Annotated in this window: 16 protein-coding genes; 10 read left to right on the forward strand and 6 right to left on the reverse strand. The window is 59.4% G+C overall.

Translation table 11 applies throughout. The annotated features are described in order from the left end of the window. The first annotated feature begins 5 nt into the window (after positions 1–5). Positions 6–965: a response regulator gene (locus U9R61_RS10350; RefSeq protein WP_322488739.1), complete on the forward strand. Its 960-nt coding sequence runs from the start codon at positions 6–8 to the stop codon at positions 963–965. A 112-nt stretch (positions 966–1,077) separates the two neighbouring features. Here the strand turns inward: U9R61_RS10350 and U9R61_RS10355 are convergent, their stop codons facing one another. Then, positions 1,078–1,617, reverse strand: a complete 540-nt coding sequence (locus U9R61_RS10355; RefSeq protein ID WP_322488740.1) for a cob(I)yrinic acid a,c-diamide adenosyltransferase — start codon at positions 1,615–1,617, stop codon at positions 1,078–1,080. Positions 1,618–1,804: 187 nt separating this feature from the next. On the opposite strand from U9R61_RS10355, the gene U9R61_RS10360 reads away from it, so the two are divergent. Then, positions 1,805–2,749 carry a cation diffusion facilitator family transporter gene (locus U9R61_RS10360; protein ID WP_322488741.1) on the forward strand — a complete coding sequence of 315 codons (945 nt, stop codon included), beginning with the start codon at positions 1,805–1,807 and terminating at the stop codon, positions 2,747–2,749. A gap of 60 nt (positions 2,750–2,809) precedes the next feature. On the opposite strand, the gene U9R61_RS10365 is transcribed toward U9R61_RS10360, so the two are convergent. The 4 genes from U9R61_RS10365 to U9R61_RS10380 all read right to left on the reverse strand — a co-directional run bounded on the left by U9R61_RS10365 (position 2,810) and on the right by U9R61_RS10380 (position 7,089). Continuing rightward, complete coding sequence (locus tag U9R61_RS10365) at positions 2,810–4,681, reverse strand: DUF5671 domain-containing protein (RefSeq protein ID WP_322488742.1); 1,872 nt, start codon at positions 4,679–4,681, stop codon at positions 2,810–2,812. Further along, complete coding sequence (locus U9R61_RS10370; RefSeq protein ID WP_322488743.1) at positions 4,681–5,172, reverse strand: hypothetical protein; 492 nt, start codon at positions 5,170–5,172, stop codon at positions 4,681–4,683. The genes U9R61_RS10365 and U9R61_RS10370 overlap by 1 nt, the downstream gene beginning before the upstream one ends. Positions 5,173–5,297: 125 nt before the next feature. Further along, entirely contained in the window at positions 5,298–5,903 is a 606-nt protein-coding gene (locus U9R61_RS10375; protein WP_322488744.1) for a metal-binding protein, read from the reverse strand. 4 nt (positions 5,904–5,907) lie between these two features. Continuing rightward, positions 5,908–7,089, reverse strand: a complete 1,182-nt coding sequence (locus U9R61_RS10380; RefSeq protein WP_322488745.1) for a glycosyltransferase 87 family protein — start codon at positions 7,087–7,089, stop codon at positions 5,908–5,910. 206 nt (positions 7,090–7,295) lie between these two features. Here U9R61_RS10380 and U9R61_RS10385 point away from each other — a divergent pair, with 206 nt between their 5' ends. Both U9R61_RS10385 and U9R61_RS10390 read left to right on the forward strand, forming a co-directional pair. Continuing rightward, on the forward strand, positions 7,296–8,666 hold the full coding sequence (locus U9R61_RS10385; RefSeq protein WP_322488746.1) for an ATP-binding protein: 1,371 nt from the start codon (positions 7,296–7,298) through the stop codon (positions 8,664–8,666). A 329-nt stretch (positions 8,667–8,995) separates the two neighbouring features. Then, complete coding sequence (locus U9R61_RS10390) at positions 8,996–9,718, forward strand: RNA methyltransferase (protein WP_322488747.1); 723 nt, start codon at positions 8,996–8,998, stop codon at positions 9,716–9,718. 216 nt (positions 9,719–9,934) lie between these two features. On the opposite strand, the gene U9R61_RS10395 is transcribed toward U9R61_RS10390, so the two are convergent. Beyond that, a complete protein-coding gene (locus U9R61_RS10395) occupies positions 9,935–10,126 on the reverse strand; it encodes a hypothetical protein (protein ID WP_322488748.1) in 192 nt (63 codons plus the stop codon). A gap of 189 nt (positions 10,127–10,315) precedes the next feature. On the opposite strand from U9R61_RS10395, the gene U9R61_RS10400 reads away from it, so the two are divergent. The 6 genes from U9R61_RS10400 to frr all read left to right on the forward strand — a co-directional run bounded on the left by U9R61_RS10400 (position 10,316) and on the right by frr (position 15,539). Beyond that, positions 10,316–11,572: an MFS transporter gene (locus tag U9R61_RS10400; RefSeq protein ID WP_322488749.1), complete on the forward strand. Its 1,257-nt coding sequence runs from the start codon at positions 10,316–10,318 to the stop codon at positions 11,570–11,572. 166 nt (positions 11,573–11,738) lie between these two features. After that, entirely contained in the window at positions 11,739–12,254 is a 516-nt protein-coding gene (tpx, locus tag U9R61_RS10405; protein WP_322488750.1) for a thiol peroxidase, read from the forward strand. Positions 12,255–12,546: 292 nt separating this feature from the next. Beyond that, positions 12,547–13,263, forward strand: a complete 717-nt coding sequence (rpsB, locus tag U9R61_RS10410; RefSeq protein ID WP_322488751.1) for a 30S ribosomal protein S2 — start codon at positions 12,547–12,549, stop codon at positions 13,261–13,263. Between the two features lie 387 nt (positions 13,264–13,650). After that, on the forward strand, positions 13,651–14,178 hold the full coding sequence (locus U9R61_RS10415) for an elongation factor Ts (RefSeq protein WP_322488752.1): 528 nt from the start codon (positions 13,651–13,653) through the stop codon (positions 14,176–14,178). A 69-nt stretch (positions 14,179–14,247) separates the two neighbouring features. Beyond that, positions 14,248–14,982 carry a UMP kinase gene (gene pyrH / locus U9R61_RS10420; protein WP_322488753.1) on the forward strand — a complete coding sequence of 245 codons (735 nt, stop codon included), beginning with the start codon at positions 14,248–14,250 and terminating at the stop codon, positions 14,980–14,982. Further along, positions 14,982–15,539 carry a ribosome recycling factor gene (frr, locus tag U9R61_RS10425; protein WP_322488754.1) on the forward strand — a complete coding sequence of 186 codons (558 nt, stop codon included), beginning with the start codon at positions 14,982–14,984 and terminating at the stop codon, positions 15,537–15,539. The genes pyrH and frr overlap by 1 nt, the downstream gene beginning before the upstream one ends. Positions 15,540–15,542 lie beyond the last annotated feature (3 nt).

The following is a 15,542-nucleotide window of genomic DNA, read 5'->3' on the forward strand; positions in this document are numbered from 1 at the left end:
CCGCTATGCGCACTATTCTCATTATAGACGATGATGTCGCCTTCACGGCGAAACTCAAAGAACAACTCAGCGAAGCTGGCTATCGCATGCTCAATACGAGCATCATCGCCCACGCCGAACGCGAATGTGCCCGCGAGCACCCCGATCTGGTGTTGCTCGAAGTGCGCACTGAGCACGATGCCGGTTGGGAAGCGCTTCCGCGGCTGGCGGCCCTGCAACCGGTGATCGTGCTGAGCAGCGCCGGGTTGGAAGAAGATGTTATGCGCGGGTTCGCCGCTGGCGCTGCTGATTATGTTACTAAACCGTACCGCACCGGCGAGCTGTTGGCCCGCATTCAAGCCCGTATGCTGCCGGAAGCGCCAGTGATCGCGCCGGCGAAGCCGGTGGCGACCGCCGCTACCGTTGAGGATACCCCTGCGATGCCGAGCAAGCGCCGCCTCGCCGAGGAAGAGCCTGAGCCGGTCTTTATGAGCGAGGCCGAGGAACTGGCGCTGCTGCGCAACCCTGAGACCAAACCGATCCGCCAATTGACCGAAAGCGAAGAGCAGGCTAGCTTTGGTCGCCGCTTGCGCGCCGAACGCCAGCGCCGCCATTTGACGTTGGTGCAGATCGAGAACGACATCAAGGTGCGCATGTATTATTTGCAGGCGATCGAAGATGAGCAGTGGTCGCTGTTGCCGCGCGGGCCGGCAGCGCTACGGATGATGCGCGCATACGCGAGCTATTTCGGTATCGACTCGGCGGCTGCCGAAGCTGAGTATCGCTCACGCTATCAAGTTGACGAAAAATCGCCGGCGTTCTCATTCACCGTCGGCAACGTTAACACGCGCATCACCCGCCGCACCCCGCCCCGCTGGCTGATTATTACGCTCGCGGTTGTGCTGGCGCTCGCAATTGCTGGCGGCGCTATTTACTATTTTGATCCGGCGTTCTTTAACCAACTGTTTGGGGCGTTATCGTCATAATTGGAGAGTGCGGCAGTTGCACTGTCGCATCGGTATCCGTCTCTTCTCATTATGGAGTGCGGCAGTTGCACTGTCGCACTCCAAACCGCCGGCTCGAATCCTCAACCCGCTGCTACGGCTTCTGCCACGGCACATCAGCCACGCCGGCCCGTGCATTGGCAACACGCGCCGCCACAAACAGAAAGTCCGACAACCGGTTGAGGTACGGCACGATCTCAGGATTGATCGCCTCTTCGGCGGCCAACGAGACCACGACCCGCTCGGCGCGCCGGCAGATAGTGCGGGCCAGATGCAAATACGCCGCAGCGGCAGTGCCGCCGGGCAGAATAAACTGCTTGAGCGGCGCTAATTCGGCTTCCATCGCATCGATCTGCGCTTCGAGAAATGCCGTCATCTCAGCCGTTACCCGCGGGATGTAGGGCGATTCCTCTGGCGCAGCCAGATCCGATCCCACTACAAACAGTTGGTTTTGCACTACCGCCAGCGCCGCATCGAGCGCCGCATCGACTCCGGCGGCCCGCACCACGCCAATCGCTGAATTGCATTCATCAGCAGTGCCGTACGCTTCCACCCGCAGCACGTCTTTCCGCACTCGCGGCCCGCCAAACAGAGCTGTTTCACCATTATCGCCGGTGCGCGTGTAAATTTTCATGGAATGGCGCTCCTTGCCAGAGGTCTCTATGCCTGATACTCGCTACTCCGTAGTATACACGAGAAGCGATCACCAAATTTCGTTATCGCGAAATTGCCTGATCACGTCGCCTAAAGAATCGGCTGCGATCTTGCCAAAACCGCTTCCTTCCGGCTATCCTTGCAAGTGATGGGAAATACAGAGGAGTATGAACGTGAGGGAGCGACACACGTTAACCCGTTATGCATGGCTCTCGATTGCCGCCGCAGTGGCGACGATCAGCCTCAAGCTAGTTGCGTACTGGCTGACTGATTCGATCGGTTTGCTGGCCGATGCGCTTGAGTCGCTGGTCAATCTTGCCGCCGCAGTGATGGCGCTCTGGATGCTGACCATCGCTGCTCGGCCCGCCGACCACGATCACGCCTATGGCCACGGCAAAGCCGAGTATTTCGCCGGCGTGATCGAGGGAGTGCTGATTATTATCGCTGCCGGTGGCATTGGTTGGACGGCGATCCAGCGCCTGTTCGCACCGCAGACGCTCGACCATGCCGCCGCCGGTTTGGCCGTAGCCGGCATCGCTACGTTGATTAACGGCACAGTGGCGATGGTGTTGCTCCACGCTGGTCGCAAACACGACTCGCTCACGCTTGAGGCTGATGGTCAGCACCTGATGACCGATGTGTGGACGTCGGTCGCTGTCGTGGCCGGGATCGGGTTGGTGGCACTTACCGGCTGGTATATCCTTGACCCGCTGATTGCGCTGGCGGTGGCGGTGAATATCACCGTGACCGGCATCCAACTGGTGCGCCGCGCAGTGCTGGGGTTGATGGATACTGCCCTGCCCGATGATGAGCTAACGGCTATTCAGACCGCGCTCGCCGATCTCGGTGACCATGGCTGTGATTATCACGCCTTGCGCACCCGCCAATCCGGCGCGCGCCGCTTTATCTCGTTTCACCTGCTCGTGCCCGACACATGGAGCATCCAGCAGGCGCATGCGATGGCCGAACAGGTAGAGGCTGCGGTGCGTGCCGCGGTACCCAACAGCACCGTCTTCACCCACCTCGAACCGCGCAACGATCCGGCGGCGCTGGCCGATATTGCGCTCGATCGGGCGGATGAATCGGAGCATGTCGATCCGGTTGCTCGTTAACCCCTTGGCGGGCCGCACTGGGATGCGGCCCATGTCTCGCGATGTTTTGGTGATCAGTCGTTACGTGAACGTAAACAACGCCACCTGCACCATCCCCACGATGATGAAGACCACTATCACGATTGCGACGATCGCCCCCACAATCGCCCCTGCCCCAACTCCACGCTGCGGGCGTAACGGTTCGCCGGCCAGCGTCTGCCGCACGGCTTGCGCAAGCTGGGCCGGAATATTCGCCATAGTTGCTGGCTCTATCCCAACCCAAGCCCAATTGGTGTCGGCTACTGGGACGAGCAACTTGCGCGCTGGGTAGCGATTGAGCCGGTTCGGATCGCCAGGTGGCTGCCACGTGCCGACAATGAGATCGGCGCTGGCCAGTTGCGCATCGGCATCGGGCGCGCCACCGGCAATCGTAAGCGCCAGTTGCGGAAACTGTTGGCGTAACACGCGAGCGATCTGCTCAGCTAATTCGTCCTCAGCCACCACCGCTACCCGCACCTGCGCTTGCCGGCTTAATTCAGCCGCTTCGCGCATCCGGGTGTCAGCGCGCAATGCGAACCCATGCGTAACCAATACCCCTGCCGCTATCAGGCCAAACGCGATCGCTTGCGCCAGATCGGCCAGCAAGTTGCCGCTGAATGACTCACCCAACGCAATGCTAATCAAGCGGAAGAGCATGTAGATCAAGGCCGAGAGCAGGGTGAGCGACGCGACGAACAAAAAGCCAAAGAGGTAGATCCGCCGTATCAGTGAGCTGCGTTCGGCAACGCCGGTTTCGCCGGTCGTGGTGGCCGCACGCTGTATCTGCCGCCAGCATATTGCCCAGATTGGCAAGCCTACGACCAGAGTCGCCCCAAACCACGCTAACGGTTCGCGCAGATCGGCGATCGCATCAGCGCCGGCAAGCCCGCGAATAATGACGCTGAGCAGGCCGCCGATCCCGACCAGCGTTGCCACTTGGCCGATCGCAGCAACCAAATACCACGCCAGCCGCCGCACCCCCGCCTGCCGCGGCCCTTCAGCAATCGCCGCCGCGTCGGTTTGGATGACAGAAGCGTGGTAGAGCGCAACCACCGCCAAGACGACCATCGGCGCCATTACGTCGATGAGGTTGCCTTCGACCCGCAGGCCCAACAGGCCGCGGAACACCCCAGCCAGCAAGAAGGTGGCGTTCGTTACGGCGCTAATGGCAGCGACGACAATCACCAGATAGAGGTAGAACTTGCGGAACGCCGAACTGCGCTCGTCTTCATCGGCGCTGGCAAAGAGACGCTGCGCCCGCCACCAATGGCCTAGCCAGACAATGAGACCGATAAACACATTCAGCATGGCGCTGATGAGGAGTTGGACGACGGCGGTGCCGCTCGCTGAGCCGAAAATGAGCCGGATGAGATCCATGACGCCATTCACCCAGATCACCAAGCCGGCCCCAGCGGCAAAGAGCAGGTAAACCCGCCGCACCAGCGCCCCTGCGCCGGCCAGCGGCGCTTGATGGGCATCGTTGCGCGCCACGACGCTGTGATAGGCAAACAGCGCACCTAACACCAGCGAGGCGATCACACCGTACCAGATTTGCGCTTGCAGATCGGTGCGGCGAGCGCCGCTCAGCAACGCGAATACGGTGTCGAGCAACTCATAGACGCTGCCGGTCAACGGGATCAACAACGCTGCTAGATTGCCATACAAGTAGAGCTTGCGCACCGCTGACGCGCGCTCGTCTTGATCGCGCCGTGCCAGACGCTCACCCCATAGCCAGTGGATCAACCAGAGCGGCAAACAGATCACGAGCGCCGCTAGTTGGAACGCGGTTGCGCTGATTGATGGCCGGATAGATGCGACCAAGACGCCGTGCAGCAGCCAGATTAGCGACCATGCAAATCCTTGCAACCCGATCGTGGCGCTGATGTAGAGATACCATCGCCGTACAACTGCCATCAGCAGCCCTCCTTCTGCTCCCAGCACCACATCCAGATCCGCCAGCCGGAACTGCTGGTCAGTTGCCAGCCGGCAGCCGTCTGCTCTACTTCCATCGTAAAGGTGCTGCTTGATTGGGCACTGCCAAACAGACCGCCGCGATAAACGTTCGTCTCTCGTACCGTTACCGTGGCCTGATTATCGTTGATCTCGGTATTGATGATCGCGTAGCTCGTATCGCTATCAGAAACACCGAAGCGCTGCAATTGCTCGCGCATGGCTTGCGCACTGCGTGGATGGCCGGGCAACGTTGGCGAGAGATAGCTATAAGCGCGATCGTAATCGCCCCGTTGCACCGCCAATATGTAATTGAACGCCACGTCTTCCGGGCCGTTGCCGGCTCGATATTCCGGTGCGGCGCGCGTAACCACCACCACAACGGCGATCACCGCCAAGACCACGGCGCCGCCGACAATACCCCATAAAAAGCGGTCGCCCGATTGAATGCGCATAAGATCATCCCTTTCTTTATCACCAGCAAGATGGTAACGCTATCTGCACCACAATATTACACACGGCGCAATTCCTCACGCTCTTTTTTCTGTCTTAGATAAGACGTATTGAACATCCGAAAAGTTCACCGTCGCCGCTCGTGGCGTGGCTGCCATTGATCGTGGTCGCGATAACGCTGCCGTAATCGCCGGCCATGGCTTCCCAACAACCAATTGCCGTTCGTCACTAACCAGTCGGCGATCGTGTGTGCGGCACTGCCGGTGCAGAACCCGATGACGAAAGCCCCAGTCTCAGTAGGATGCGCTCGTATCAATCCTTGCACCCACGCTGCCCATTCGCGATGGTAGGCCGGCGTCGTCATGCCGAGTTGCCCCAGCACCCAGACGACGGCAAACGCCAACCCGTACACGACCGCTGCAAAATAGCCGAGCCGCAATAGTGGCGAAATGACGAGGCTGTGGCTCCAAAAGCCGCGATGCGGGATGAGCCACATGTAAGGCCGCCAGATCCAGAAGCAGATCCCCCAGCGGTTGTCGATCGCCGAGTCAATGTCGAGGTCAGGCGAGAACATGATCCCCGATAGCAGATGGGCGCCGCCGAGCCAGAGACTACAGCCGAGGGCTGTGTCTGGTGCGATCGGCGTGAATTCCAGATAGGCATAATACGCCAGCGGGGTGATCGCTGCGCCACTGAGTACTGTGATGAGATCATGAGTGCGAGCGGATGGCATAGGTTTACGATTGGGTCAATGGTCTCACGGCACGCTGGCCGTGCCACAGCCGAAGCGCCATAAGAATAAAAAGGATGCAGGCTTGTCCGACAAGGCCAACAGCGAAGATTTGGCGTTCTTGCAATATGACGCCAGCCCATGGCAAGAGAAAGGCTGCGCCTAACCACCAATACTCAAGCCGGCGCTTGCTGGTTTGTAATAGCCATAGGAAGGGGAAGAGCGAGTAGACGTGATCGTAGTTGTTAAAATAGGGAATGGCGAGAATTGCTACCAGCATTGCCCAGTATAAGCCGAGCTCAATGTTGAATGAGAGCGACGTTGCCCACAAAAACCAGCCGGCTGCCATCAGCCCAAAGAGCAATCCGGCATAAAGCGCAGATGAGATGACGGGAGCGCCAAACAACAAACGCACGGCCATAATCGATCCGCCCGAACAATTCGGACATACACCGAAATCGGGCAGATTGCGAAATATCTCTAACATAGCAAGATAATCATTCAGCCACTGCGGATAAGCCAACGTTACTCCAGCCAGTAAGCCGAGGATCACCGCTGTCACCCCGGCCAGCACCCCCCATTGCCATGGCCGGCGCTGGATAACGAGCCAGCCGCCTGCAGCTACAAATGGCAATACACCAACATGCGGCTTGAAGGTCATCAACAGCATCCCGATCACAAATAAACTGGCCGATTGGCGCGAGGCCGCATAGATGACCATAGCAATCCCTAGCAAGATCGGCACAGTGAACTGGCCAACAATGACCAGACTAATCACCGTTGGCGATATGATCATCACGCTCAACGCTACCACTCGCCATTTGGCTGACCACGGTAACGTGATCAGAATAACGCTGCCAGCCAGCATGCTCAAATTGATCCAAAACCACATGCGCGCAGCATGCTCAGGTGTTAGCCAGCCGAGAAAGAAGACGCTGTACGCAAACCATGGCGGATACACGTAGTGAGGATATTTGACAGTGTCGATGACTGGCCCGAAGAGTTGCCGCGCTAATCCTAATTGCGCGGCATAGTCGTAGAGACCGATGCCTCGCGCCAGCCCAACCGTAGGCACATAAAGGGTGAGAAAATCGGTCACGGCTGGAATTGGCAGTGGAATAAACGAAAGTGCGGCAATCATGATGACAAGCGCCGCTCCAACACCCATCACGCGCCCAATTCGCGACATTGCTACTCCTAAGTCTACCAACTGGGGTATACCAGCGGATGAGCAGACATTGTCCTATCGACGCTATACGTCATTGCGAGGATGCGATCCGTCCGCATTGTACTATGCCATACTGCACGAGCGCACCGGCTACGGTAACAAGCTGCGCCGTACCTGCCAAGTAATGCTATAATAGCACAGGTGTTCGCTCTGTGGCGGAGGTTTGCATGGAATCGTCTCCCATTGCTGCTTTGCCCGGCCAGCCGCCAGGGTCGCGCCTTGCCTTTGCCGGTGATCGCCAACGCCACGACGAAATCGCCGAGTCGCTGGCGGCGCTAGCTAATGCCCACGGCGGCGCGCTGGTGATCAGCGGCGGACGCGGCTCGCAACTCGCCCCCCTGCGCGATCCTGCCGCCGCTATTGAGCTGGTGTTATCGGCGGCGCTGGCCTGCACGCCTCCACTGATTATCCCATTGCCCCAAGTCGTTGTCTACCACGATATGCCCGTCGTCGTCGTGGAAGTTCCTGCCGGATTACCTTATGTCTATTCTGTCAATGGCCGTTACCTGCGCCGCGAAGGCGCCAGTAATCAACCACTCTCACCGGCGGCGCTGCACCGTCTGTTTAGCGAGCGAGCCGATCTCGGCTGGGAACGGCAGGTTCCTCCCGGCGCAACCTTTACCGAACTCGATCCCGATCTGATCGTTGCTTATGCCCGCCGCGTTGGCCCTCCCGCTGGCGACGACCCGCTCGCCTTGCTCGCGCGCCGTGGCTGCTTGATCGACGGCGCGCCGACCAACGCCGGTTTTCTGTTGTTTGGCCGCGATGTCGCTGCTCGTTTCCCTCACGCTGAGATCACGCTGGTGCGTTACCGCGGGCGCGAGCCGGCTGATGTCTTTGAGCGGGAAGATATTTGTGCGCCGCTGCCTGAAGCGATCCGCCGCGCCGAGCGCTGGCTGAATGAGCACATGCGGAAGGGGTCGCGCATGGTTGGTCTCGAACGCGAGGATTGGACGCAATTCCCTCCCGGTGCAGTGCGCGAGGCGCTGGTCAATGCGGTGGCTCACCGCGATTATACGGCCCGCGGCGAAGGCATTCGTATGACGCTATTCAGTGACCGGCTCGAAGTCTATTCTCCCGGGCGCCTGCCCGGCCATGTCACTCTCGACAATATCCGCGCCGAACGCTTTTCGCGCAATCCGGCACTTGTGCAGGTGCTGGCCGATCTCGGTCTGGTCGAGCGTCTTGGCTACGGGATTGACCGGATGCTTCGCCAGTTGGCCGCTGCTGGCCTTCCTCCCGCCACCTTGCGCGAGACGGCAGCCGGCTTTTTGGTTATTCTCCCCGGCCAACCTATGGCCGAAGAACTGCCCGGCGGTGTTGATACTACCGCTTGGCGGCGAATGGGCTTGAATGACCGCCAAATTGCGGCGTTGCTCTTCGTGGTTGAGCATCAGCGCATTACCAACCGCGATCTGCAAGAGATGTATCCTGATGTGAGTGCCGAGACGATTCGCCGCGATTTGTCCGATCTCGTGTCGCGAGGTTTGTTGCTGAAAGTGGGCAATAAGCGGGCAACGTATTATATTCTGAAGTGATCCTGCCAGTACGCGCAGCCCCATCCGCATTATGCCTGTCACGCCCACACGCCACGAGCGCCGAACGATCGTCCCCACCCTCTGCACTCTCCGCGTCCCCTGCGGTAAAAATCCCCTGCGCTCTCCCGCGCGCTCGGCGGGGAAACGCCTTTGCGTCTCGGCGTTAGCCCTCACCCCTAGCCCCTCTCCCACGCCAGCAGGCGAGGGGTTGAGGGTGAGGGGTACATGTGCCGAGCACGTCGAGGATGATCCCTTTCCCAATCTCTCCGCGTCCTCCGCGCCCTTGCGGTAAAAAACCTTCTGCGTCCGCTGCGGTACAATACCATTCCATGAACGGAATCGTCGTTATTCTCCATCGTCCGCAAGATCCGCGCAACATCGGCGCGGTAGTACGGGCTATGCTCAACACCGGCTTTCACCATCTGCGGCTAGTCGAGCCAGTCCCGTTCGATCACGCTGCTATTGCCGCTGTTGCCCATCGCCCCGAACTAGTACTTGAGCAGCTCGCCATCTACCCCGACCTTACAAGCGCACTGGCCGATATTCACCATCTAGTTGGCCTAAGCGACCGCCCCCACTCCGGTTTGCCATGGCGCAACGATGTGCGGCAGTGGGCCGCTGAGACCCGCCAGCGCGCCGCGAGTGCTGGGCCAGTTGGGTTGCTCTTCGGCGCCGAAGGCAATGGTCTTAGTCGCGCCGAACTGATCCGTTGCCACGAGATCGTCAGTTTGCCGGTCAATCCGGCCTACCCTACCCTCAACCTCGCCCAAGCTGTCTTGCTCACCCTCTACGAATTGCAACAGGTCACGCCGCCATCCGTACTGCCACCGCCGCCTGCTGAACCTCCCGCCACCCAAGCTGAGCTCGACCAACTTGCCGCCATGTTCGACCAACTCATCACTGCCACCGCCTTCGTCAAGAGTGGTGAAGGCCGCTCGCTCCGCCAGCGCCTGCGCGCCATTATCACTCGCGCCGACCTCAGCCAACGCGACGCCGCCATCGTCACGGCCCTGCTGCGCGAAGCAGTGCGGCAGATTACCCGCGAGCGGTAGGGGGATGAAACGCTGTGCTATACTATCTCATCATTTTTGGGGGGCTATGACCATTGTCGATTCGCCATCGCAGACCGCTGCACTTACTGCATATCTCGGTGAAGAACACACTGCGCCGTTATTCATCGTTGGCAATGCACAGACGATCCTGTGTTCATTTCCTGATCAATCGATTGATTGCCGTATCACCAGTCCCCACTATTGGGGCAAACGTTATTACGATACGCCGGGAATCGGGAATGAAGCTACGTGGCAGGAATATGTTGAGTCGAGCCGGCCTTGATAGGTAAAGGCTCTACCGACGGTCTGCGAGCCGCCTTGGGCATAGCCGGTCTGGTTGAAGGCATTTGCCAAGCTGATCACCAACGCAAGCAGGGCGGCAAACGATGTGAACGACGGGCGTTGCATCTCGCACTCTCCTTCCTTAGTTGCTGGGGCAACGAAATGTGGGACTCATAGAACGAAGAATGAGGGCGCGAGTTGCACCCATGCTCACCATAATCCCAAATCTCTGGTATACTTTTCTGCATTGTCAAATATCCGCTCAACCGGTAAATAGCCTACTCGCCCAAGCCGTATCTGCGTTCATGAGCAACTATGAGCACCCACATCCCGTTGGCCGCCTTTCGTTCACGCGATTTTCGTCTGCTCTGGTTCGGCAATTGCGTCTCGCTCACCGGCACCGAAATGACGCGGGCGGCGGTGAGCTGGCACATCCTCGAATTATCCGGCGGCGACCCACTGGCGCTCGGCACAATCGGCGCGGCCCGGCTCGGGCCGCTGGTGTTGCTGGCCCTCGGCAGCGGCGTGCTGGCCGATGCAGTTGACCGCCGCCGCTTAATGATCGGCGCGCAGATCGCGATGATGCTTTGCTCGTTGGCGCTGGCGCTAACCGCGAATCTAGGACTAGCCGCGCTCTGGGTTATCTACGCCGTCACCGCTCTCGCCGCTGCCGCCAATACGCTCGGTTTGCCCGCCCGGCAGGCGCTCATCCCGTCGCTCGTTCCGCGCGAATACCTCGCTGGTGCGTTAAGCCTCAATATCGTGGCATGGCAACTGGCCACCATTGTTGGACCAACCATCGGCGGTTTGCTGATCGAACGCGGTGGAGTGGGGTTGGTCTATTGGGTGGATGTGGTGAGCTTTACGGCCATTCTCGTCGCGCTGCTGCTGATGCGCCCACGCCCGCTCGCTGCCGAGAAACGTGACATTAGCTTGCGCGCGGCCATCGAAGGGTTACGGTTCGTCTGGCGTACCCCGTTGATCTGGAGCACAATGCTGCTCGATTTTCTCGCCACCTTTTTCAGCGCGGCTACGACCCTGTTGCCGATCTACGCCCAATCCATTTTGCAAGTCGGCCCGCAAGGCTTAGGTTTGCTCTACGCCGCGCCCTCAGTCGGAGCGGTGATCGCCAGCGTGATCTGCTCGATCTGGGGCGCCGGCAACCGGCAAGGGCCGTTGTTGTTGTGGTCGGTCGCGATCTACGGCCTCAGTACGGCCATCTTTGGTATCAGCACCCATTTTGGCCTCTCGCTGCTGATGCTGGCGATCAACGGCGCGGCTGACACGGTGAGCATGGCCGTGCGCGGCAATATCCGCAACCTCGAAACGCCGGATGAACTGCGCGGGCGGATGGTGGCGGTCAATATGCTCTTCTTCGCCGGCGGGCCGCAACTGGGCGAGATCGAGGCCGGCATCGCTGCCCGCTTGTTTGGCACCCAACTCTCGGTGGCGCTCGGCGGGCTGGCCTGTGTGTTGATGACCGGCGTGGTCGCCGCGAAGGTGCCAATCTTGCGCAACTACACCGATGGGCGCCGGCCTGCGCCAGCTACTGCCCCCGCTGCGGCTGATTAGCGACACCCACGCTGCATCGCTTGCGCTAAGCCAGCAGTTCCCCTTCTCCCACGTTGTGGAAGAAGGGGCGAGGGGATGCGGGCAACTGAATATTGACAGTTCTTACTTCCATATCCTACACTACACTATGCAGGAACCACCCTTTGACGGAAAGGAAACACACACTATGACCATCGAGCGCCCGGAAGCGTTCGTCTTCTTTGGCCCCCAGACGGTCGTTGGCCCGGAATTGAAGCCCGGCGACAAAGCGCCTGATTTCAAACTGGTCAACAGCAAACTGAAAGAGATCACGTTGGCCGACTTTGCTGGCAAGCCGCTGCTGATCAGCGTGGTGCCCTCGCTCGATACCGGCGTGTGCAGCAAGCAAACCACCCGCTTCAATGAAGAGGCGGCCCGGCTGGCCGGCCAAGCCAATTTCATCACCGTCAGCGCCGACCTGCCCTTCGCGCAGGCGCGCTGGTGCGGTGCCAACAATGCCGATGCCATCCAGACGCTCTCGGATCACCGCGATATGAGCTTCGGTGCGGCGTATGGCACCTACGTGCCGGCCTACCGGATCGAACAGCGGGCCGTGTTTGTGGTGGATGGTGATGGCGTGATCCGCTACAGCGAATACGTGCCGGTCGCCGGACAAGAACCCAACTACGACGCCGCGCTTGAGGCGCTGAAGGCGCTGCTCTAACCAGCGCGCCGATATGTACGGCATACCGGCGCTGCTCGATCCCTTGCGCCGGTTGCCCGAAAGCATATCATTCCCATTTGCGCTTTTTGTGTCTCTTTGCGGCTATTCTTCATCAATCGCAAGCAGGGAGCGCTTGCCGCCAGCGCTCCCTTATGCTATACTGCTCGCCGGCATTGCAAAATGCCAAATACGCACACCCTGAGGCGCAGCCGCTCCTGCCGGCCAACCCCGGTACAGGCTGCGAGACACGACGGGTGGAGGTGGTTTCGACCAGAGAAGGAGCAAGAAAGGTATGACTCAAGCATTGCCGCGCATCGTCACGATTCGAGAATTGCTGGAAGCAGGCGCCCACTTCGGGCACCCCACCAACCGCTGGAACCCGAAGATGAAGCCGTATATCTTCACGGCTCGCAACGGGATCCACATTATCGATTTGCAGAAGACGGTCACTGGCCTGAGCCAAGCGTATCAGTTCATTTCTGACCTGACCGCGCGCGGCGAGAAGATCCTCTTCGTTGGCACGAAGAAGCAGGCCCAAGAGGCGATTATGGAAGAGGCGGTGCGGGCCGGTCAATTCTACATCAATCGCCGCTGGCTGGGTGGTACGCTCACTAACTTCACCACCATCAAGCGCCGGTTGAAGCTGTTGAGCGATCTCGAAGAGCGGCGCGATCGCGGCGAGTTTAGTCGCTTGACCAAGGCTGAGGCGGCTAAGCTCGAAGAGAAGATCGTCCGGCTTAATCGCGTCTTCGCCGGCCTGAAAGGGATGGAGCGACTGCCCGGCGCTGTGTTCATCGTCGATCCGCGCAAGGAAGAGCTGGCCGTGCGCGAAGCGGCGAAAGAGGGCATTCCAATCGTGGCGATGGTTGACACCAACTGCGATCCTGACCCGATCGATTATGTCATCCCCTGCAACGATGACGCGATTCGGGGCATTCGGCTGATGACCGGCAAGATCGCCGATGCGGCCATCGAGGGGATGCGGCGGCGCGAAGCGGCACAGGAATAACCGATAACCGGATCGGATCGCTGCGGCAAGCCAACACTGCGTCGCATCATGCGCCAGCGCAACATTAGCAACTAGGCGCACCGAGTGGTTCCCTTCGCTCTGCGCGTAGGGAGAAGGGAAAGGGTAAAGGGCATCACCACCGCACCGGCAATGCCGCTTGCCCGATCCTATCAAATCGGTTTACACTGTAGGCGCATCCCAAACCTGACCGGTTGCTCAGGGGCAGATCTGGGCAAGCGGCCTCACATGAGGTTGCCGCACCCCGGTCATAAGAGCGCAAACCGACGTTGCACGGGGGGGCGCATGCCCCTCCGTCGCACGATCCGCACTACCTAACCTACCGGCAACGGCATTGGATAGCGGTTCTTAGGCAAAGGGAGCAAGACTGTGGCGGTATCAATCGAACTGGTGAAAGAATTGCGTGAACGCACCGGCGCCGGCATCAAAGAGTGCCGGGATATTCTTGAACAGACCGGCGGCAATATCAATAAGGCGATCGAGATTCTGCGCGAGCGCGGGATCGAGGCGGCAGCCAAGAAGGCGTCGCGCGAGGCGAACGAGGGCCTGATTGGCGTGTATGTCCACTATGGCTCGCGCATCGCCGCGATGGTTGAGCTGAGCTGCGAAACCGACTTTGTGGCCCGCACGGCTGAATTCGGCCAACTGGCTAACGATCTGGCCCAGCATATCGTTGCGCTCAACCCGCGCTTTATCAGCGCGAGCGAAGTGACCGACGAGATGGTAGCCGAGAGCGGCCAGTCGCGCCAAGTATTCATCGAGGAGACGGTGCTGCTCGAGCAGAAGTTTATCAAGGATCCGGCCCGCACCATTGAAGAGAAGATCAAAGAAGCGATCGCCAAACTTGGCGAAAATATCGTCGTCCGGCGGTTTGTGCGCTACGAAGTCGGCGCCTAACCCACACTGATCGGGCGGTTTGCCAAGCGGGCGAACCGCCCGGTTCTCTGCTTTGCTGCGAGAAGTTCCATGCAACAACCAAAATATCGCCGGATTTTGATCAAACTGAGTGGTGAACAGATCAAGGGTAGCGACGGCGAGGTGATTAGCTACGACATGCTCGATTTTCTCGCCCAAGAGATCGGTCGCGTTCACCGCTATGGGGTTGAAGTAGCCGTCGTGGTCGGCGGCGGCAACATTTGGCGCGGCCATCGCGCGATCGAACGCGGTATGGATGCTGCTCAGTCGCATTATATGGGCATGCTAGCGACGATCATCAATGCGTTGGCGATGCAAGATGCACTCGAGCGCCATGGCCTCGATACCCGCGCCATGACCGCGATTAAGATGGATGAAGTGGCCGAACCGTACATCCGCCGGCGCGCTACCCATCACCTTGAGAAGGGGCGGGTGATCATTCTCGCGGCTGGCACTGGCAACCCCTACTTCACCACCGACTCGGCAGCGGCGTTGCGCGCGGCTGAGATCCATGCCGAAGTGATCTTGATGGCCAAGAATGGCGTTGATGGCGTCTACGATGACGATCCGCGCCGGAACCCGGCAGCAACCCGCTTCGATCACATTCACTACCTCGATGCGCTTAACCGTGGTCTGACCGTGATGGATAGCACGGCGCTGACCTTCTGTATGGATAATAACTTGCCGATTATTGTCTTTAATGCCCTAGAACCCGGCACCATCGAACGGATTGTGATGGGTGAGCATGTTGGCACGCTTGTGAGTAGTCAGCGAGGAGGCGCGTAATGCTGAACGATGTAATAACCGAGTATGAGGCGCATTTAAAGAAAGCGACCGAAGCGTTGCGCCATCATCTGGCGTCGATCCGCACCGGACGCGCCTCGGCAGGGTTGGTTGAGCATCTTCATGTCGAAGCCTACGGCACGACGATGCCGCTCAATCAATTGGCGAATATTAGTGTTCCTGAAGCGCGGATGATCGTGATCCAACCCTACGATGCCAGCATGATCAAAGCGATCGAGAAGGCGATCCAGCAGTCAGATCTTGGCCTCAACCCGAGCAACGATGGCCGGATCATTCGCCTGCCAGTGCCGCCGCTCACCGAAGAGCGCCGGCGCGAATTGGTGAAAATGGTACGCCATCGCGTCGAGGAAGTCAAAATTTCGGTGCGTAATCAACGCCGCGATGCGATCGATGATCTCAAGAAGTTGGAAGCCGAGAAATTGATCAACGAAGATGACTTTCATCGCGGCCAAGAACGGATCCAGCAGTTGACCGACCGTTGCATCCGCGAGCTCGAACAGATCGGCGCGGAAAAAGAAGCGGAAGTGATGGCGGTCTAACGC

It is taken from the genome of Chloroflexus sp., assembly GCF_034431535.1.
In the GTDB taxonomy this organism is placed as follows: Bacteria; Chloroflexota; Chloroflexia; order Chloroflexales; family Chloroflexaceae; genus Chloroflexus.